Here is a 17,367-nt window from a genome sequence, read left to right as displayed (position 1 = left end):
TCCTCAAAAAGCGAAAACGATCACAAAATGTTCTGCGTTGTTATTTATGACAGGCTGATTAACAATACCAGGCAGGTTAAGAGAGAGAAAAAACCATGGCAAAACAGGATGAACAGCGGCTGATGGTGAAAATCGCCACGCTTTATTATGTGGAAGGCAGGAAGCAGTCCGACATTGCGCAGCTGCTGAAGCTGTCGCAATCCTTTGTGTCGCGCATCCTCAATCGCAGCGTGAAAGAAGGTGTGGTGAAGATCAGCGTGGTGCCGCCGGCCAATGTGTTCCCTGAGCTGGAAAAAGCCATTGAGCAGCTGTATCAACTGCCGCAGGTGATTGTGGTGGATGTGCCGGATCAGGCGTCGGCGTTGCAGATCAAACAGGCGATCGGTTCCGCTGCCGCGCACTATCTGGAAACGCGGGTGCGCGCCGATGAGCTGATCGGCATTTCATCCTGGAGCGGCACCATTCGCGCGATGGTGGATGCGCTGCATCCGCTCAGCGCGCCGTGCAAAGGCGTGATTCAGCTACTGGGCGGCGTGGGCGCCAACGGCAATGTGCAGGCCACGATTCTGACGCAGAATCTGGCGGCGCTGCTGGATTGTCCGGCGTGGCTGCTGCCGTCGCAGTCGATTGAGCATTCGGTGCAGGATCGCCAGCGTTTGTCGGTTAATCCCGATGTTGCGGTGGTACTGGAAAAGTTTGATCAGGTGGATCTGGCGATTGTCGGCATCGGCGATCTCGAGCCTTCCGCCCTGCTACGCAACTCCGGCAACTATTACGACGGTGAAATGTTGCAAACGCTGGCCGAACGCGGCGCGGTGGGCGATATCTGCCTGCACTATTTTGACGCCGATGGTCAGCCGGTGCTGAGTGCAGAGGAAGATCCGGTGATTGGCATGGAGCTGGCGCAGGTTAAACGCTGTCCGCAGGTGGTGGCGTTAGCGGGCGGCAAAGAGAAAGCGCAGGCGATTCGCGGGGCGTTGCGCGGCGGTTATGTGCAGGTGCTGATTGTGGATTATCCTACGGCGAGATTGTTGGTGGAGGGTTAGTTTGGTGCGGTTATTGGCAAGGTCGCCATGAATGCTGCGGTTGTGAATAAGGTCGCCATGATGGTGCGGTTATTGGCAAGGTCGCCATGAATGGCGACCCTACTTCAACCGATGGTGCGGTAGGCGGTGGTGACTTTCCACAGATAACGCGGGGCCTGCGCCGCCGGATGTTTGTTCTGTACGTACTGGTAGAACTCGTCCGGCGTCATGGAGTTGATCATCGCAATAGCACGGTCGCGGTCACGCGAGAAGGTGCGCAGCAAGGCGCCCGCGCCGTTGGCATAGGAGACAATGGTGGCGTAACGCAGCGTCAGCGGATCACGAATCCCGGCTAATGCAGAGTCCTGCAAAATTTTCAGGTAGGCGGCGCCGATATCAATGTTCTTCGCCGGATCGCGCAGCTCGGAAGAGGATGGCTGACCATGACGGCCCTGAGTGCGATAAACTTCGCGGCCTGCAGTTGAGGCCTTAATTTGCATCAGACCGACAGCATTGGAACGGCTCACCACAGTGGGATTGCCTCCGGATTCGACACTAATAATGGCGCTGATTAACTTCTCATCAACGCCATAATGACTGGCGGCATCTTCGGTAAACATTGACCATGCATCATTCACTTTCGACGGCGGTGCCTGGGTCAACGGCGTATTCTTCTCGGGCAGTGCCGGTTTTTCCGGCTCGCTTGAACAGCCAGCAAGCAGCAGTGCAGAAAGCATAAGTAGGCGAATTTTCACTGATTTTTGGTTCCGCAATAGGGTTGGCGCAAGCTATCATACCTGGCGCAGCGCGATGCAAAATTACCGTTTATCCTAAATCGGTAAAAAACCTTATGCTACCGTGACTTCGATAACGCATTTCGTCATCATCGGCAGGCCACTCTACAGCAGGATGGAAGTTATGGTTACTCCCCGCACGCTACGTCTTATCGCCCCTTCCGGTTATTGCCACAATCAGGACGCCGCCCAGCGCGCGGTGCATCGTTTACAGGCCGTAGGCCATCATCTTGAGAATCTCTCCGCTATCACCCGCCGCTTTCAACGCTTTGCTGGCGATGATGCGCAGCGGCTGAATGATATCAATGCGCTGGCTACGCTGGAGGCGCTGCCTGATATCGTGCTTGCGGTGCGTGGCGGCTATGGCGCTTCACGCTTGCTGGATAAGATCGATTATGTTGGTCTGCAACGTCGATTGCTCAATCAACCGGTGGCGCTGTGCGGTCACAGCGATTTCACCGCGCTGCAGCTGGCGTTGCTGGCGCAAATCGGCCTGATTACCTTTAGCGGTCCGATGCTGGCCGGTAACTTTGGTGCAGAGACATTATCTGATTTTACCGAGTCGCACTTTTGGCAAACGCTAACATCACCTACAGTCAATCTAAGCTGGCCGAGCACAAGCCCGGATCATGGCCGCTGGCAAGGCACCTTGTGGGGCGGCAATTTAGCGATGATTTGCTCGCTGATTGGTACGCCATGGATGCCGCAAATCGAAGGCGGGATTCTGGTGATCGAAGATGTGAACGAACATCCGTTCCGCATCGAGCGCATGCTGATTCAGCTGCAGCAGAGTGGCATTTTGTCGCGCCAGCAAGCGATTATTACCGGCAGCTTCACCAGCACATCGCTGTCGGCGTATGACAACGGTTTTGATTTTGCCACCGTGTGGCAGCGCATCCGTGATGAGTTTCAGATTCCGGTGATTAGCGATCTGGCTTTTGGACACGATGCTGATACCGTGACGCTGCCGCTGGGTGCCAGCGCCACGTTGCAGATTGAGAATGGAGAAGCACAGTTCGCCTTCACCGGCCACCCGACATTGCGCTAACGTTTTGCCGCAGGAGACCGACAATGAAGCCACTGTACGACGACTTGTGGATCTCCACGCCAGAATTCCCCGCCGAAGAGACGGCGAGTGATCTAATGATGCATGGCTTTATGCTGTGCCACCCACGCGGCAATTTATTGATTGGTCGCGTGGAGCATCCACTCGACCATGAGTTCCTCAACGATGCCGGCGGCGTCATTCGCCACTATTTGACCCACTGGCATGAAGCTGCGCCGGGCGCGATCGCCATTCAACAGCGCTTTAATAGCGCGCTCTATTGCCACAGTCGTTCGCTGGGACCGGTTAGTTTAGTGATTGAGCCTGACGAAACCTTTACCCAACAAGAGACGCACTTCGGCGATTTCCACCTGTTGCCGACGCCCGGACATACGCCTGGCAGCAGTAGCTACCTCTATCACTCGCCGCTCGGCCAGACTTACCTGTTTGTCGGCGATACGCTGACCCGCGACTACAATCGCTGGATCAGCGTGCTGATGCCAGACAGTAATCCCACCGAACTGCAGCAGTCGCTGGAGCTTTATCGCTCATTGCGTCCCGATGTGGTTTTGATGAGCACCACGCGTGGACATCTGTCGTGGGCCAAAGTGAATTTGCAGAGCTGGCTGGCAGCCATCGATGAGGCGGAACAATCACCGCTGGATTTGCGCCAACGGCAACTGATCAAACAGGGTTATTAACTCACGAATTTGGGCGGGCACTGTCGTCGTAGCGTTCCAGCGACAAAATCTGTGCATCGCGCTTATCGGTACGGCTGCAGGGCAACAGCTTGTTGCTGTTGGCGTAGACGAAGAAGGTTTCATCGTTATTTTTATTCACGATTAACTGATCGCCATTACGAAAACGGGTGATGGCAACTTTGTCCCCGCCTTTCAGGCTGGTGCGCTGCTGACCAGCAGCAATCTGGAAGTGGCGCGTCGGCCACATTAAGGTACTCAAACCATACTCGGCACGCGATACCGTCATGGTGGGACGGCCGGGACAGGTAATTTGATATTCGGTTTCGCTCCAGGCGGGCGCAATCTGACAAGCCAGCACGCCAACGGCCATAACTATCGCCTTCATTGGGTTCTCCGCTGAGGTTAAATGATGATTTCGTGGAGTGATTGGCTTTACTACTGCATTCCATGAACGTTATCTAACAGCAGCAAAGCCTGGTACATCAAACGTGGCGAGATTTCGCAGGAGTAGGAACTACTCAGCAGCCACTTGCGCCGCGACCAACATCAATGCCAGCCCGGCCTCTTCGGCTTCAAAACGCTGCATCACTTCCTGAATGGCCGCTACGCAGTTCATTACCTGCTTCTTTTTGTCGGCTTCTAATTTGTCGATCGCGTGCTGAAGAATCATTAAACTCGCTTCTTCTTCTTTCATTAATTTACCCTTGTTTTGCTTACCCGGTGCGCAACGCTGGCAAGAATACCGTTTCTCTGCTAGTAAAGTCACCCCTTAACATTCCTTCCGCTTAACGATTATACAAATGACAAATGGGAAGCAGCGCCAGACCTGCTATGATCCACTTATCAGTACGCATTGGCGTGCCATTGCAAACCAGGGAATGAAGCAGGTGCTCATGTGGCGAATCACGGTTGTACTCACCCTTTTAGTTTTAGCTGGCTGCAGTTCCGCACCGAAAGGTGTCGACTGTCCGGGCGAAGTGTCGACGATTTATGGACAATCGATGGGCAATACGCAGGCGCGCATCTTTGATTTGGTGAACGCCTTCGCCGTCTCGCGCGACGGCGTGAAGGTGCAAAGCGGTACGCTGCACTCCACCGATCGCTTTCAGTACGTGCCTTCGGCCATCACCGCAGAAGGCTTCTACGCGCAACGGCTGTCTGATAAACAGTTCCGCCTGATCAATCCCTATCAGAACACCATGATCACCTGGACGTGCCCATAAGCCGTGCGTCGCAGTGCGAGATGGTTTATTGTCTGACCATCTCACGCTGCGGACCTGCCTGATGGAAAAGAGTCTGGATAACAACGGTTATATCGATTTCCCCTTCCCGGCCAGTACTAATGCGGATGGCTCGGTGAATCCTTGTGGATTCGACCTGACGCTGGAAACCGATCGTATTGATGAGATCACCGCCGGTAAACATTCCGAAAATATGCGGCGCCTACTGGAAGAGGTCAATTTGCAGGAGGGCTTGTTTATGACGCTGGCCTGCGACTGGCAGCAGCGTGACGACGGCGTGTGCGGCTTTATCGATGTGGCATTTCGTCCGACGACTGCAGGCTTTAACACGGATGAAACACAAAGCCTCGATCAGGCGTTTGAAATCTACCTCAGCCGACAAGAGAAGCAGCACAATATGCAGAGCGGCACGCTGATCAATTATGCGCGTGCCGTGTTGGATTGGGGTTGGTCACCGCTGCAGCAGCGCCACATGCGCTATGAAAAAGTGACCTTGCGCTATTACTGCCAGCAGGCCGACGATGCCGAATGGTGTTTTGATCATCTGCGTCACTTCCTTGTGAGCTGGTATCCGGCTTATCGCGGAAAGCCTTAGTTCAGACTATTGCGTCCCGCCTTTCTGCTGCGCGCAGAATTTTTGCTTACTGCAAACTGCTGTTACAACCTTTACCGCTGCGTCATTTGCTGCCTGCAGTTTCTCTGACTACGCTTTACAAGACATTCACCACGATCAGGGAGTAATTATGAGTGACAAAGCGGAAGCAAAATTGAATGAAGCGGCAGGTGCCGTTCAGGAAAAATTTGGCGAATTCACCGGTTCACGCCGTCAGCAAGCCAAAGGTGCGGCGCGTCGTTATCCGGCTCAGGCTAGCTATGCGGTTCAGGATGCAGCGGATTGTGTGGTGAAATCGGTACGCGATAATCCCGCGACCGGCCTGGCAGTTGCAGCAAGCATTGGTGTGATTGTCGGTTTTCTGCTCGGACGTAAGTAATCTGTAAATGGGGCCTTAAGGCCCCAATTTATTGGCGATGTCCAACATCCTCAACGCGTTCCTGAATATGCTCATCCGGCGTTTCAGCCACATCTGCAGTGCTGTTTTCCATCTTCAAATGAAGATCGTGCTGCATGGTGAGCGTTATTAAGCCTGAGGGCTGGGCGCAAGCCGCCATGGACAGCAGCAGAAAAAACCATGCAACGATAACCTTCTTTCCCATCGTTTTCTTACCAGCAAGCTGAGATTTGTCGGCTCAGATTGCCCGAATAAGTGCAAATCAGCGTCAACTTTCCGCAAAGCTGTGTAGTCAGTTATGTATAACTAAACTTGCGCGCGCCGTGCTTTATAGCGCGCAACCATGGTCATCAGCGCCTGATAAATTAATCCCGCATACAAGCTCATCACGATCACCATGCCGATCTCTTTGCCCTGCGCCTGCCACGAAACAAACCACATAAAAATGCCCCACAACAGGGAAAAAATCAGCCAGCCTTTGACGAACTTGATTACACCTTGCATACCACCTCCTGAATCGTAAACGCTGAAGATAGCGGTTTAGTCTTTAATTCACACTGCCATCAGCACGTAAATGTTAACTGATTCAAACTTCCATGAAGTGAATTGTAAAGCAACGCAAAGTGATAGGAATACGCTGCACATATTGCAATTTAGCTCTGCCGCAACTTTGACGTCATCAGGTTAACTTAAGCGCGGTTAAGCACGCCATAGGCAAGGTAGGACGATTGCACAGGTGTGTATCGTGTGTATAATTTGATGACAGGGATGGCGATGAAAAGCTCTGAGCTAATTAAAATGCTGGTGAACACCGGATGGAGTCTTGAAAGAATCAAAGGCAGTCATCATCAGTTCTCCCATCCTGATTTCAGTTATCTCATCACCGTTCCGCACCCGCGAAAGGACCTAAAAACAGGAACGCTGATGCAGATTTTGAAGGACGCCAAACTTAAATAGCGCGATAACGCCCTACTAAACTCAGCCACAGGTGAAAATTATGTTGTATCCCGCCTTTGTTGAAATTGATGTTGATGGCTCTGCCAGCGGTTTCTTCCCTGACGTAACCGGCTGCTACTTTGCTGGAGATACGCCAGAGCACACCCTTTACGATGCCCAGTCTGCGCTGAGTGCGCATTTTGAATTAATGGCAGAGAAAAGCATGCTCATTCCCGAACCTTCGCAGAATTGGATCACCGATTTTAGCCAGACAGGAATTTGGATTTATGTTGAGATCGATATTACGCGCTATCTAGGTAAATCTGAGCGCATCAACATCACTATGCCGAACTTGTTGATTGAGAAGATAGATCAGGCCGTGGGGAATGATGCGCGCTATAACAGCCGCAGCCACTTTCTCGCTGAAGCCGCGCGTAAAGCGTTATCACACTCTTAACGTGTCACGGCGCAACAACGCCTTTGCGCACGCGTCGCATATCGCCTTCGTCGCGTTTATGTTTGAATTCCCGCCAACACTGTCCGGCATGTGGTTGAAATGAATTATTTAAGCAAGATACAAAGTTTTATTGAGGGCAACACGGTGCTGTCGGCCGCGTTTAGCCTGGTGTTACTGATGTTTGCCGGCATGATCGCCCATCTGATCTGTAAATTCTTTATTGTGAAGGTGGTCAGGAAGGTGTTCTTCAGCACGCACAAGAATCAGGTGCCGCTGGATAAGGACGTCAGGCTGTCGGAGAAGCTCTCTAACTTTATCCCGGTGATCACGGTCTATTATCTGCTGCAGTTTATGCCAGATTTACCAGAGCATCTGTTGATTGCGATAAAGACTATCTGCGGCATTCTGTTCTTCGTCTATTTATCACTGTTCTTTACCGAAGTGCTGGAGATCGTTAATAACTCCTATTCGAAAAAAGCCAAACGTAAGAATCACTCAATCAAGGGTTATATCCAGGTCGGCAAGATTCTGGTGCATATTATTTCGGCGATCATGATTCTGGCGATTATGTCGAATAAATCACCGGTGATTATTATCTCCAGTTTGGGTGCGGTAGCGGCGGTGTTAATGTTGGTGTTCCAGCATACGCTGATGTCGCTGGTGGCCAATATTCAGGTGTCCTCTAACGATGTGTTGCAACTCGGTGACTGGATTGAGATGCCTGACAATGGCATTAGTGGCGAAGTGATCGATATCGCGCTGCATACCATCACCATTCGCAATTGGGACAATACGCTGTCGCGCATCCCGACCAAAAACTTCCTCACCGAAACCTACACCAACTGGCAGGCGATGTTCTCCTCCGGCGCGCGCCGCATTATGCGCAGTTTCCATCTTGATCAGATGTCGATTCGTTTTCTCGATCACGATATGGTGCAGCAGATGAGCCAAATTCGCGGTGTCAGTGAGCAACTCTCGGCGCTGATGGATGGCCGCGACAGCAATGCGGTGGGCGAACGCTGGTTTGCCGAAAACGGCATCACCAATCTGACGGTGTTTCGTAAGTACCTGACGGCGTGGCTGTCGCAGCGTGACGATATCAAGAAAGATATGTATATCGTGGTACGCGCCATGAAGCCTTCACCCGAGGGCTTGCCGGTGGAGGTTTATTGCTTTACTTCGTCGGTACTTTGGGTGGATTACGAGGATTCTCAATCGGCCATTTTTGAGTATATCTACGCGATTGTCGGCCACTTCTCGCTGCGGATGTATCAGCAGCCGGGCGGTAGTGATTTCTGGCGGCTGTCGCAGGAGCGAGCTCAGATGGCAAAGTCCAATGAGCAGCCAGTCGATTGACGCAATAAAAAACGGGAGCCACTGGCTCCCGTTTCTTTAATGTTCGTAAGCCAGTGGCTTTATCTAATGACATGTTGGTGAGAACGATGATTTTACAACTTTATTTGTTGTGAGCCTCCATGTAAAATTCCCCACTATTTTTAAAATAATGATGTCCTCATGGCTAACATTTCACTATGTTGAAATTATTCTCACGTTTTTTATCAGTAGGCATCATTAACACCTTGATCCATTGGATGGTGTTTGCAGCCCTGTATTCTCTGAATATCCGCCAGTGGCTGGCGAATCTGTTGGCTTTCATTGTCGCCGTAACATTTTCATTTTTTGCTAACGCACGCTGGACGTTTAAAGCCGAAGCGACAACTTTCCGCTATGTCATCTTTGTTGCTTTTATGGGCATGATGGCCGCAGGTATTGGCAGTTTCGCCGATCATACGCATATTAATCCGATTATTACGCTTATCTCATTTTCCATAATAAGTTTGATATTCGGCTTCATCTATTCAAACTTTATTGTTTTTAGGGGGAAAAATGAAAATTTCTCTGGTGGTGCCAGTCTTCAACGAAGAAGATGCAATACCTATTTTTTACCGGACCGTTAAAGAAAAACTTTCTTCTTACAATCTTGAAATCATCTTTATCAATGATGGCAGTACTGATAGCACAGAGCAGATTATTAAATCGATTCAGAATAATGACGAATCTGTATTAGTCATCAATTTTATTCGTAACTTTGGTAAAGAAGCCGCGCTGCTCGCTGGACTTGAACATTCTAGTGGTGATGCAGTCATTCCGGTTGATGTTGATCTTCAGGATCCCATTGAAGTCATTCCTTTGCTGATAAATAAATGGCAAGAAGGCTGGCCGATTGTGTTGGCCAAGCGCAATGATAGGCGTAGCGATAGTCGTTTTAAGCGAAAAACTGCTGCATGGTTTTACAAGTTACACAATAAAATTAGCTCACCAAAATTAGAAGAAAATGTTGGCGACTTTCGTTTACTTTCTCGTGCAACTGTCGAAAACATTAAGCAATTGCAGGAACGCAATCTGTTTATGAAAGGTCTTCTGAGTTGGGTGGAAGGTGATTCTGCCATCGTTGAATATAGCCGCCCAGCGCGCATTGCCGGAGAGGCAAAATTTAATGGATGGCGACTTTGGAATCTGGCTCTTGAAGGGCTTACCAGCTTTTCAACATTTCCGCTCAGAGTGTGGACCTATATTGGTTTTTTTGTCGCGTTCTTGTCGTTCGTTTATGGCGCATGGATGATTATTGATAAAATAATATGGGGAAATCCTGTTGCCGGATATCCGTCACTACTGGTTTCAATACTCTTTCTAGGTGGCATTCAGTTGATAGGAATAGGTGTATTAGGTGAATATATTGGCAGGATCTATATTGAAACCAAACACAGACCTCGATATATAAAAAAGGAATCAAATGACTAATATAGTCTGCAATAACTTTAAAATTTATTTTTTATTAGCCGTGGCCTTGCTCGCCAGTTATAGCCCTGTTTTTCTCTCGAGCTATGCTTTTTCGGATGATTGGTACTATCTGTTCAGCTCTCAGACTGATCCAGTCAGCATTTTTAAATGGGATATTCTTTCAGGAAGGCCGGCCTACGGCGGTTTGCGCTATTTACTCTCATTCTTTATATCCAGCGTGGACTCGTTAATACTGTTAAGACTGCTATCCGTTTCTTCTCTTATCATACTAAGCTGTTACTTTTACAAATTTATCTCTGATAGAAATATTCTCAAAAATACTCTTCAGAGATTGATATTCTCATTAACGATCTGTTTGCTGCCCTCTTTCCAGGTATTCAACTCGTGGTCAGTATGTTTTCCTTTTGTCACCTCTATTATTCTTGCTGGATTGAGTTACTCAGCACTAACTACATTGCGCGGCATTTCAGGGATTATGTTATCAGCATTGCTGATCACGTTCTCCTTCGCTATTTATCAACCCACTGCAATGTGTTTCCTTTTTTTTGCATTTATGGACACTTGCCTGACTTCCCGCAAAATTAAAAAAAAGGAACTCATTCGTACTTTTGCAATGATTTTCTTTGGTATGCTGATGGCATTAGTATTAGCTAAAGCCATTCCGCTCCTGTTATTCGGCGAGACACTTTCAAGAAGTAACATCACCATTGATCTTATAGGAAAGATTAAATGGTTCTTTGTAGAACCATTAAAAAATGCCATCTGTAATTTTGACACCGGCAGAAAAGCACTCTCGATCATTATATCGTTGGGTTTTATCTTTATCGGATTGAAAAACATTAGCGAGAATGGCAAAGAAAAAGTATTTTTATCTTTCCTCTTCGCTGCTGCAGCAGTGACACCAAACTTGCTGGTGACAGAGAGTTGGGCGGCTTACCGTACTATCAGCGCGCTCTCGCTGATTACCACTTCTTGCTTCCTTATCGGGCTATTCTTTATTATCGATAAAATAAAATACTCAGGAATCATTTATCTATTGCTGCCTGTCGCTGCAGGATGGCTTGCAGCCAGCAAAATTAAAGAGGGGTTTTCTTCGCCTCAGCAAAAAGAGTATGCACTTTTACAGGCCGAAATCACTAAAGTGGTGCCAAAAGATTTCGATGGCACTCTTTACTACCGATTAAATACTGAGAATTTGCCAAAAATTGCAAAATCATCGAAATATGATGAGTTTGGTTCTTTATCTTTAGGCATGCCGTGGACATTTGCTGGTATGGCATACACCGTAAAGAAAGAAGCAGGTATGAATTTCACTCTTCCGGAATCGCCAGTGATCACCGGAAACGACAACTGCCCAGGCAAGTGCATTATTATTGATGCTCAATCCGTACTGGCAATGAAATAAATTTTTAGCTGTAATAGTTGCTCATTTTGAAGCAAAAAAACGGGAGCCATTGGCTCCCGTTATGCTTTCTGCCTGAGTGGCAAATTACATGTTGTTGATGATCGCGTCACCAAACTCTGAACATTTCAGCAGTTTAGCGCCATCCATCAGACGTTCGAAATCGTAGGTCACGGTTTTGTTAGCGATAGCGCCTTCAACACCTTTAACGATTAAGTCAGCCGCTTCGAACCACTCAAGGTGACGCAACATCATTTCTGCCGACAGAATCACTGAACCTGGGTTCACTTTATCCTGACCTGCATACTTAGGTGCTGTACCGTGTGTCGCTTCGAACAGAGCACATTCGTCACCGATGTTTGCGCCTGGTGCGATACCGATACCGCCAACCTGTGCCGCCAGGGCATCAGAGATGTAGTCACCGTTCAGGTTCATACAGGCGATCACGTCGTATTCAGCTGGACGCAACAGGATCTGCTGCAGGAAGGCATCCGCGATCACGTCTTTAACAATGATCTCTTTACCGGTGTTCGGGTTCTTGAACTTCATCCACGGACCGCCATCGATCAGCTCGCCGCCGAACTCTTCTTTCACTAACTGGTAGCCCCAGTCTTTGAAAGAACCTTCGGTGAACTTCATGATGTTGCCTTTGTGAACCAGGGTCAGAGAATCACGATCGTTGGTGATGGTGTATTCAACTGCTGCGCGCACCAGACGTTTGGTACCCTCTTCCGAGCATGGCTTAACGCCGATACCGCACTGCTCAGGGAAGCGAATTTTCTTCACGCCCATCTCTTCGCGCAGGAACTTGATCACTTTATCCGCTTCTGGCGTGCCCGCTTTCCACTCGATACCGGCATAGATATCTTCTGAGTTTTCACGGAAGATCACCATGTCGGTTTCTTCAGGGCGTTTAACCGGGCTTGGCGTGCCTTTGTAGTAGCGAACCGGACGCAGACACACGTACAGATCCAGCTCCTGACGCAGCGCAACGTTCAGAGAACGAATACCGCCGCCAACTGGCGTAGTCAGTGGGCCTTTGATGGCAACGCGATATTCTTTGATTAAATCGAGGGTTTCCTGCGGCAGCCAGACGTCCTGGCCGTAAAGTTCTACTGATTTTTCACCAGTATAAATTTCCATCCAGGAAATTTTACGCTCGCCGTTGTAGGCTTTCTTCACAGCGGCATCAACCACTTTCAACATTACCGGGGAAACATCAACACCGATACCGTCACCTTCAATGTAAGGAATAATCGGGTTATTCGGAACTGTAAGTTTTCCCTGAGCCAGGGTGATTTTTTGACCTTCCGCCGGAACAACTACTTTGCTTTCCATCAACCTCTCCTTCGAGCGATTTTTTGTTAATGATTTGTAAGATGCGGGTCAATACTACTTGATTATTTCCGCTACGCCAATCACCGTAGTTTCGCGCTATAATGCGCCGAATGTTTCTGACTGCAAAGCCCATGCGAAAAACTTCTCAACGAATTCACCAGGATAAGCGTGCGAACGCCCCAACACGTAAGCCCGTGCGCCGTGATACCCGTCCGAAAGGCCCAAGACGCGTCATACTCTTTAACAAACCCTTCGATGTTTTGCCGCAATTCAGTGACGAAGCCGGACGCCGCACGCTGAAAGATTTTGTGCCGATAGGCGACGTGTACGCCGCAGGCCGCCTCGATCGCGATAGCGAAGGATTGATGGTTTTGACCAACGATGGCGCGCTGCAAGCCGCGCTGACGCAGCCTGGCAAGCGCACCGGAAAGGACTATTTTGTGCAGGTGGAAGGCGTGCCGCAGGAATCAGATTTATCCCTGTTACGCAACGGCGTGACGCTCAACGACGGCCCAACGTTGCCGGCAGGCATTGAGTTAGTGGACGAGCCAGAATGGCTGTGGCCGCGCCAGCCGCCGATTCGTGAACGCAAAGCGATCCCCACCAGTTGGTTGAAAATCACCCTGTTTGAGGGCCGAAATCGCCAGGTGCGCCGCATGACGGCCCACATCGGTTTTCCGACATTGCGCCTGATTCGCTTTGCGATGGGCGAACATCAGCTAGGCGATTTAGCGCCGGGTGAATGGCGCGATATCAGCGCAGCCATTTAATAACTTTTAGTTAACAATTTCGGAGGAAGGATGTTTAAACCTCATGTAACGGTCGCCTGCATTGTGCAGGCACAGGGACATTTGCTGGTGGTTGAAGAGCGTGTGCACGGTCGTATTACCTGGAATCAGCCCGCCGGACATCTTGAGGCCAATGAAACCCTGCTCGAAGCCGCGCAGCGTGAATTGTTTGAAGAGACCGGCATCGACGCCCATCCCGAATATTTCCTCGGTGTGCAGCAGTGGATTGCCCCAGACGATACACCTTTTGTGCGTTTCCTGTTTGGCCTCGATCTGGCCGAAAAAGTCGAAACCTCGCCGCACGACCGCGACATCGATTGCTGCTGGTGGTTGCCGCCAGAGCAGATTCTGACGGCGAATCGCCTGCGTTCACCGTTAGTGGCAGAGAGCGTGCGGCTGTGGCAACAAGGCGAGCGTTATCCGCTGCATCTGGTCGCGCCGTTCCAGTGGCCGTTTCATGAGGGTGCGCGCCCCGCTTCTGCATGATAGAATGCGCCGCCTGTTTTTATCGTAATTTAAGAGTGCGTCATGTCTGACAACAGCCAGAAAAAAGTGATCGTCGGAATGTCCGGCGGCGTCGATTCTTCCGTTTCCGCCTGGTTACTGCAGCAGCAGGGCTACCAGGTTGAAGGCCTGTTCATGAAGAACTGGGAGGAAGACGATGGCGAGGAGTATTGCACCGCCGCCGATGATCTGGCTGACGCACAAGCCGTGTGTGACAAACTCGGCATCAAACTGCACAAAATCAACTTCGCCGCTGAGTACTGGGATAACGTGTTCGAGCACTTCCTGGAAGAGTACAAAGCGGGTCGCACGCCGAATCCCGACATCCTGTGCAACAAAGAGATCAAGTTCAAAGCCTTCCTCGAATTCGCGGCGGACGATCTCGGCGCAGATTTCATCGCCACCGGCCACTACGTGCGCCGTCAGGATGTGGACGGTCAAAGCCGCCTGCTGCGCGGACTCGACGGCAACAAAGATCAGAGCTATTTCCTCTACACGCTCAGCCACCAGCAGATCGCGCAAAGCCTGTTCCCGGTTGGCGAACTGGATAAGCCGGAAGTACGCCGCATCGCTGAGCAGCTGGACCTGATCACCGCGAAGAAGAAAGATTCCACCGGCATCTGCTTTATCGGCGAGCGCAAGTTCCGTGACTTCCTTGGCCGCTATCTGCCTGCGCAGCCGGGCGAAATCGAAACCGTTGACGGTGAAATCGTCGGTGAACATCAGGGCTTGATGTATCACACGCTCGGCCAGCGTAAAGGCCTGGGCATTGGCGGTCGTAAAGAGAGCAACGACGATCCCTGGTATGTGGTCGACAAAGATGTGGCGCGCAATCGTCTAATCGTGGCGCAAGGCGGCGAGCATCCGCGCCTGATGTCTGTGGGGTTGATTGCCCAACAGCTACATTGGGTCGATCGCCAGCCGATTACCGCCTCGCTGCGCTGCACGGTGAAAACCCGCTATCGTCAGACCGACATTCCGTGTGAAATCATTCCGCACGGCGACGACCGTATTGAAGTCCGTTTTGACGAGCCGGTTGCGGCCGTCACGCCAGGCCAATCTGCCGTGTTTTATCTCGGTGAAGTGTGCCTCGGCGGCGGCATTATCGAACAACGCCTGCCTCTGGCAGAAGCCTAAGGTCGGCGCTGCCCGACGCGATGACAGGAGTTAAGCGTGGCTAAGAACTATTATGAGATTACACTGGCGCTGGCGGGCGTATGTCAGGCCGCCCATGTGGTGCAACAGCTCGCGCAGCAGGGACATTGCAATAACGCGGCACTGAACGTGTCGCTGCGCAGCCTGATCGATCTCAATCCCGGTTCAACGCTGGCGGTGTTTGGCAACGACGAAGCCAATTTGAAGGTTGGATTAGAGACCTTGATGGCGGTGCTGAACAGCAGCAATCGTCAGGGCGCCAGCGCAGAGCTGACGCGCTACACCTTAAGCATGATGGTGCTGGAGCGTAAACTGCACGGCAATAAAGCCGCGATGAACACGCTGGCACAGCGCATCGGCCAGCTTGATCGCCAGCTGGCGCATTACGAACTGGAATCAGACACCATCACCAGCGCGATGGCTGGCATTTATGTCGATGTGATTAGCCCGCTGGGCCCGCGCATTCAGGTGACCGGTTCGCCGCAGGTATTACAGAATTCACAAGTGCAGAGTAAAGTGCGCGCCGCCCTGCTGGCCGGCATTCGCTCTGCGGTGTTATGGCAGCAGGTTGGCGGTGGCCGACTGCAGCTGATGTTCTCGCGCCAGCGCTTGCTGAGCGAAGCCAAAACCATTTTATCCCGCCTGGGCCCGGCGTATTAAGCGCCGCCCCGGCATAATTGTTAAACGATTCAGGAGTTGCACTGATGGAATTATCCTCTCTGACCGCCGTTTCACCTGTCGATGGTCGTTACGGCGATAAAGTCAGCCCACTGCGCGCCATTTTCAGTGAGTTCGGTTTGCTGAAATTCCGCGTTGAGGTTGAGGTTCGCTGGTTACAAAAACTGGCTACGACTGTAGAGATCAAGGAAGTTCCTGCATTTGATGCCGACGCAAACGCTTTCCTTGATGCCATTGTCGCCAATTTCAGCGAAGACGACGCGGCGCGTATCAAAACCATCGAGCGCACCACCAACCACGACGTCAAAGCCGTGGAATATTTCCTGAAAGAGAAAGTGGCCGATATCCCTGCGCTGCATGCGGTGTCTGAATTCATCCACTTCGCCTGTACCTCCGAAGATATCAATAACCTGTCGCACGCGCTGATGCTCGAAACCGCACGTCGTGATGTGATCGTGCCGTTCTGGAACAAACTGATCGATGCAGTTAAAGGTCTGGCGCACGAATACCGTGACATTCCGCTGCTGTCGCGCACCCACGGCCAGCCAGCAACGCCATCGACCATGGGTAAAGAGATGGCGAACGTGGCGTATCGTCTGGAGCGCCAGTTGCGTCAGCTGAGCAAGATTGAAGTGCTGGGTAAAATCAACGGCGCGGTCGGCAACTACAACGCCCACATCTCGGCTTATCCGGAAGTGGACTGGCACCAGCTGAGCGAGCAATTTGTCACCTCGCTGGGCATCACCTGGAACCCGTACACCACGCAGATCGAGCCACACGATTACATCGCTGAGCTGTTTGATTGCATCGCGCGTTTCAACACCATTCTGATCGACTTTGATCGTGATATCTGGGGCTACGTCGCACTCAATCACTTCAAGCAGAAAACCATCGCCGGTGAAATCGGTTCGTCTACTATGCCGCACAAAGTAAACCCGATTGACTTCGAAAACTCCGAAGGCAACCTCGGACTGGCTAACGCGATGATGCAGCATCTGGCGAGCAAACTGCCAGTTTCACGCTGGCAGCGCGATCTGACCGACTCCACCGTGCTGCGTAACCTTGGCGTGGGTATCGGTTATGCGCTGATCGCCTATCAGGCCACGCTGAAAGGCATCTCTAAGCTGGAAGTGAACCGCGATCGTCTGCTGGACGAACTGGACCACAACTGGGAAGTGCTGGCTGAGCCGATCCAAACCGTGATGCGTCGTTACGGTATTGAAAAACCGTACGAGAAGCTGAAAGAGCTGACGCGCGGTAAACGCGTTGATGCCGCCGGCATGCAGACCTTTATCGATAGCCTCGAGCTGCCGGAAGAGGAGAAAGTGCGCCTGAAGCAGATGACGCCAGCCAACTACCTTGGCCGTGCGATTCAGATGGTTGATGATTTAAAATAGTCGTCAGCAACAGGTGTGTTTTATTTGGGTGCGCATTAATGCGCACCCTACGACATCCGCGCTGTAGGGTCGCCATTTATGGCGACCTGATGTC

Annotated in this window: 22 protein-coding genes and 1 pseudogene; 17 read left to right on the top strand and 6 right to left on the bottom strand. The window is 51.0% G+C overall.

What is annotated here, in order from left to right; all coding sequences use genetic code 11:
- Positions 1–95 precede the first annotated feature (95 nt).
- Complete coding sequence (locus tag NR302_RS07950; protein WP_061716794.1) at positions 96–1,046, top strand: sugar-binding transcriptional regulator; 951 nt, start codon at positions 96–98, stop codon at positions 1,044–1,046.
- Positions 1,047–1,150: 104 nt separating this feature from the next.
- Here NR302_RS07950 and emtA read toward each other — a convergent pair whose 3' ends face one another.
- Positions 1,151–1,762 carry a membrane-bound lytic murein transglycosylase EmtA gene (emtA, locus tag NR302_RS07945; protein WP_258145169.1) on the bottom strand — a complete coding sequence of 204 codons (612 nt, stop codon included), beginning with the start codon at positions 1,760–1,762 and terminating at the stop codon, positions 1,151–1,153.
- Positions 1,763–1,943: 181 nt separating this feature from the next.
- Here emtA and ldcA point away from each other — a divergent pair, with 181 nt between their 5' ends.
- Both ldcA and NR302_RS07935 read left to right on the top strand, forming a co-directional pair.
- Positions 1,944–2,867, top strand: a complete 924-nt coding sequence (gene ldcA, locus NR302_RS07940) for a muramoyltetrapeptide carboxypeptidase (protein WP_258144950.1) — start codon at positions 1,944–1,946, stop codon at positions 2,865–2,867.
- Between the two features lie 23 nt (positions 2,868–2,890).
- On the top strand, positions 2,891–3,565 hold the full coding sequence (locus NR302_RS07935) for an MBL fold metallo-hydrolase (protein ID WP_008108190.1): 675 nt from the start codon (positions 2,891–2,893) through the stop codon (positions 3,563–3,565).
- Between the two features lies 1 nt (position 3,566).
- On the opposite strand, the gene NR302_RS07930 is transcribed toward NR302_RS07935, so the two are convergent.
- The gene (locus NR302_RS07930; RefSeq protein ID WP_008108188.1) at positions 3,567–3,950 is read right to left on the bottom strand and encodes a hypothetical protein; all 384 of its coding nucleotides are present in this window, start codon (positions 3,948–3,950) and stop codon (positions 3,567–3,569) included.
- A 129-nt stretch (positions 3,951–4,079) separates the two neighbouring features.
- Entirely contained in the window at positions 4,080–4,259 is a 180-nt protein-coding gene (locus tag NR302_RS07925; protein WP_008108187.1) for a hypothetical protein, read from the bottom strand.
- 199 nt (positions 4,260–4,458) lie between these two features.
- Between NR302_RS07925 and NR302_RS07920 the strand changes: the two genes are divergently transcribed.
- The 3 genes from NR302_RS07920 to NR302_RS07910 all read left to right on the top strand — a co-directional run bounded on the left by NR302_RS07920 (position 4,459) and on the right by NR302_RS07910 (position 5,798).
- Positions 4,459–4,788: a hypothetical protein gene (locus NR302_RS07920; protein WP_008108186.1), complete on the top strand. Its 330-nt coding sequence runs from the start codon at positions 4,459–4,461 to the stop codon at positions 4,786–4,788.
- A 61-nt stretch (positions 4,789–4,849) separates the two neighbouring features.
- The gene (locus NR302_RS07915) at positions 4,850–5,401 is read left to right on the top strand and encodes a hypothetical protein (RefSeq protein WP_258144949.1); all 552 of its coding nucleotides are present in this window, start codon (positions 4,850–4,852) and stop codon (positions 5,399–5,401) included.
- A 148-nt stretch (positions 5,402–5,549) separates the two neighbouring features.
- The gene (locus NR302_RS07910; protein WP_007891510.1) at positions 5,550–5,798 is read left to right on the top strand and encodes a CsbD family protein; all 249 of its coding nucleotides are present in this window, start codon (positions 5,550–5,552) and stop codon (positions 5,796–5,798) included.
- Positions 5,799–5,826: 28 nt separating this feature from the next.
- On the opposite strand, the gene NR302_RS07905 is transcribed toward NR302_RS07910, so the two are convergent.
- Positions 5,827–6,021, bottom strand: a complete 195-nt coding sequence (locus tag NR302_RS07905; RefSeq protein WP_258144948.1) for a hypothetical protein — start codon at positions 6,019–6,021, stop codon at positions 5,827–5,829.
- A 101-nt stretch (positions 6,022–6,122) separates the two neighbouring features.
- On the bottom strand, positions 6,123–6,320 hold the full coding sequence (locus NR302_RS07900; protein WP_008108184.1) for a DUF6404 family protein: 198 nt from the start codon (positions 6,318–6,320) through the stop codon (positions 6,123–6,125).
- A gap of 270 nt (positions 6,321–6,590) precedes the next feature.
- Between NR302_RS07900 and NR302_RS07895 the strand changes: the two genes are divergently transcribed.
- The 6 genes and pseudogenes from NR302_RS07895 to NR302_RS07870 all read left to right on the top strand — a co-directional run bounded on the left by NR302_RS07895 (position 6,591) and on the right by NR302_RS07870 (position 11,416).
- On the top strand, positions 6,591–6,773 hold the full coding sequence (locus tag NR302_RS07895) for a type II toxin-antitoxin system HicA family toxin (protein ID WP_036649445.1): 183 nt from the start codon (positions 6,591–6,593) through the stop codon (positions 6,771–6,773).
- A gap of 40 nt (positions 6,774–6,813) precedes the next feature.
- Positions 6,814–7,209 carry a type II toxin-antitoxin system HicB family antitoxin gene (locus NR302_RS07890; protein ID WP_154152625.1) on the top strand — a complete coding sequence of 132 codons (396 nt, stop codon included), beginning with the start codon at positions 6,814–6,816 and terminating at the stop codon, positions 7,207–7,209.
- Between the two features lie 99 nt (positions 7,210–7,308).
- Positions 7,309–8,565, top strand: coding sequence for a mechanosensitive ion channel family protein (locus tag NR302_RS07885; protein ID WP_061716806.1), 1,257 nt, complete (start codon positions 7,309–7,311; stop codon positions 8,563–8,565).
- Positions 8,566–8,741: 176 nt separating this feature from the next.
- Positions 8,742–9,095 (top strand): annotated as a pseudogene (locus tag NR302_RS07880) (GtrA family protein); the annotation flags it as partial.
- A gap of 1 nt (position 9,096) precedes the next feature.
- Positions 9,097–10,011 (top strand): glycosyltransferase family 2 protein, encoded by a 915-nt coding sequence (locus tag NR302_RS07875; RefSeq protein WP_154152634.1) that lies wholly within the window; start codon positions 9,097–9,099, stop codon positions 10,009–10,011.
- The gene (locus tag NR302_RS07870; protein WP_258144947.1) at positions 10,004–11,416 is read left to right on the top strand and encodes a hypothetical protein; all 1,413 of its coding nucleotides are present in this window, start codon (positions 10,004–10,006) and stop codon (positions 11,414–11,416) included. Before NR302_RS07875 ends, NR302_RS07870 begins: the two co-directional genes overlap by 8 nt.
- A gap of 84 nt (positions 11,417–11,500) precedes the next feature.
- Here the strand turns inward: NR302_RS07870 and icd are convergent, their stop codons facing one another.
- The gene (gene icd, locus NR302_RS07865) at positions 11,501–12,751 is read right to left on the bottom strand and encodes an NADP-dependent isocitrate dehydrogenase (RefSeq protein ID WP_008108175.1); all 1,251 of its coding nucleotides are present in this window, start codon (positions 12,749–12,751) and stop codon (positions 11,501–11,503) included.
- 131 nt (positions 12,752–12,882) lie between these two features.
- On the opposite strand from icd, the gene rluE reads away from it, so the two are divergent.
- From rluE to purB, 5 genes are read left to right on the top strand one after another with little or no spacing between them, the layout of a single operon-like run.
- Positions 12,883–13,521, top strand: a complete 639-nt coding sequence (gene rluE, locus NR302_RS07860; RefSeq protein ID WP_374990640.1) for a 23S rRNA pseudouridine(2457) synthase RluE — start codon at positions 12,883–12,885, stop codon at positions 13,519–13,521.
- Between the two features lie 30 nt (positions 13,522–13,551).
- A complete protein-coding gene (locus NR302_RS07855) occupies positions 13,552–14,025 on the top strand; it encodes an NUDIX domain-containing protein (RefSeq protein ID WP_061716915.1) in 474 nt (157 codons plus the stop codon).
- Positions 14,026–14,067: 42 nt separating this feature from the next.
- Positions 14,068–15,180 (top strand): tRNA 2-thiouridine(34) synthase MnmA, encoded by a 1,113-nt coding sequence (mnmA, locus tag NR302_RS07850; RefSeq protein ID WP_154194718.1) that lies wholly within the window; start codon positions 14,068–14,070, stop codon positions 15,178–15,180.
- Positions 15,181–15,216: 36 nt separating this feature from the next.
- Positions 15,217–15,858 (top strand): high frequency lysogenization protein HflD, encoded by a 642-nt coding sequence (hflD, locus tag NR302_RS07845; protein ID WP_061716917.1) that lies wholly within the window; start codon positions 15,217–15,219, stop codon positions 15,856–15,858.
- 44 nt (positions 15,859–15,902) lie between these two features.
- Entirely contained in the window at positions 15,903–17,273 is a 1,371-nt protein-coding gene (gene purB / locus NR302_RS07840; protein WP_154194716.1) for an adenylosuccinate lyase, read from the top strand.
- The last annotated feature ends 94 nt before the right edge of the window (positions 17,274–17,367 follow it).

The organism is Pantoea sp. SOD02 (assembly GCF_024707505.1).
Classification (GTDB): domain Bacteria; phylum Pseudomonadota; class Gammaproteobacteria; order Enterobacterales; family Enterobacteriaceae; genus Pantoea; species Pantoea symbiotica.
This window is presented reverse-complemented; position numbering and strand designations above follow the sequence as displayed.

Bases quoted from the DNA above. Each gene is read 5' to 3' on its own strand.
- NR302_RS07950 (WP_061716794.1), top strand. From the start codon at position 96: ATGGCAAAACAGGATGAACAGCGGCTGATGGTGAAAATCGCCACGCTT.
- emtA (WP_258145169.1), bottom strand. From the start codon at position 1,762: ATGCTTTCTGCACTGCTGCTTGCTGGCTGTTCAAGCGAGCCGGAAAAA.
- ldcA (WP_258144950.1), top strand. From the start codon at position 1,944: ATGGTTACTCCCCGCACGCTACGTCTTATCGCCCCTTCCGGTTATTGC.
- NR302_RS07935 (WP_008108190.1), top strand. From the start codon at position 2,891: ATGAAGCCACTGTACGACGACTTGTGGATCTCCACGCCAGAATTCCCC.
- NR302_RS07930 (WP_008108188.1), bottom strand. From the start codon at position 3,950: ATGAAGGCGATAGTTATGGCCGTTGGCGTGCTGGCTTGTCAGATTGCG.
- NR302_RS07925 (WP_008108187.1), bottom strand. From the start codon at position 4,259: ATGAAAGAAGAAGAAGCGAGTTTAATGATTCTTCAGCACGCGATCGAC.
- NR302_RS07920 (WP_008108186.1), top strand. From the start codon at position 4,459: ATGTGGCGAATCACGGTTGTACTCACCCTTTTAGTTTTAGCTGGCTGC.
- NR302_RS07915 (WP_258144949.1), top strand. From the start codon at position 4,850: ATGGAAAAGAGTCTGGATAACAACGGTTATATCGATTTCCCCTTCCCG.
- NR302_RS07910 (WP_007891510.1), top strand. From the start codon at position 5,550: ATGAGTGACAAAGCGGAAGCAAAATTGAATGAAGCGGCAGGTGCCGTT.
- NR302_RS07905 (WP_258144948.1), bottom strand. From the start codon at position 6,021: ATGGGAAAGAAGGTTATCGTTGCATGGTTTTTTCTGCTGCTGTCCATG.
- NR302_RS07900 (WP_008108184.1), bottom strand. From the start codon at position 6,320: ATGCAAGGTGTAATCAAGTTCGTCAAAGGCTGGCTGATTTTTTCCCTG.
- NR302_RS07895 (WP_036649445.1), top strand. From the start codon at position 6,591: ATGAAAAGCTCTGAGCTAATTAAAATGCTGGTGAACACCGGATGGAGT.
- NR302_RS07890 (WP_154152625.1), top strand. From the start codon at position 6,814: ATGTTGTATCCCGCCTTTGTTGAAATTGATGTTGATGGCTCTGCCAGC.
- NR302_RS07885 (WP_061716806.1), top strand. From the start codon at position 7,309: ATGAATTATTTAAGCAAGATACAAAGTTTTATTGAGGGCAACACGGTG.
- NR302_RS07875 (WP_154152634.1), top strand. From the start codon at position 9,097: ATGAAAATTTCTCTGGTGGTGCCAGTCTTCAACGAAGAAGATGCAATA.
- NR302_RS07870 (WP_258144947.1), top strand. From the start codon at position 10,004: ATGACTAATATAGTCTGCAATAACTTTAAAATTTATTTTTTATTAGCC.
- icd (WP_008108175.1), bottom strand. From the start codon at position 12,751: ATGGAAAGCAAAGTAGTTGTTCCGGCGGAAGGTCAAAAAATCACCCTG.
- rluE (WP_374990640.1), top strand. From the start codon at position 12,883: ATGCGAAAAACTTCTCAACGAATTCACCAGGATAAGCGTGCGAACGCC.
- NR302_RS07855 (WP_061716915.1), top strand. From the start codon at position 13,552: ATGTTTAAACCTCATGTAACGGTCGCCTGCATTGTGCAGGCACAGGGA.
- mnmA (WP_154194718.1), top strand. From the start codon at position 14,068: ATGTCTGACAACAGCCAGAAAAAAGTGATCGTCGGAATGTCCGGCGGC.
- purB (WP_154194716.1), top strand. From the start codon at position 15,903: ATGGAATTATCCTCTCTGACCGCCGTTTCACCTGTCGATGGTCGTTAC.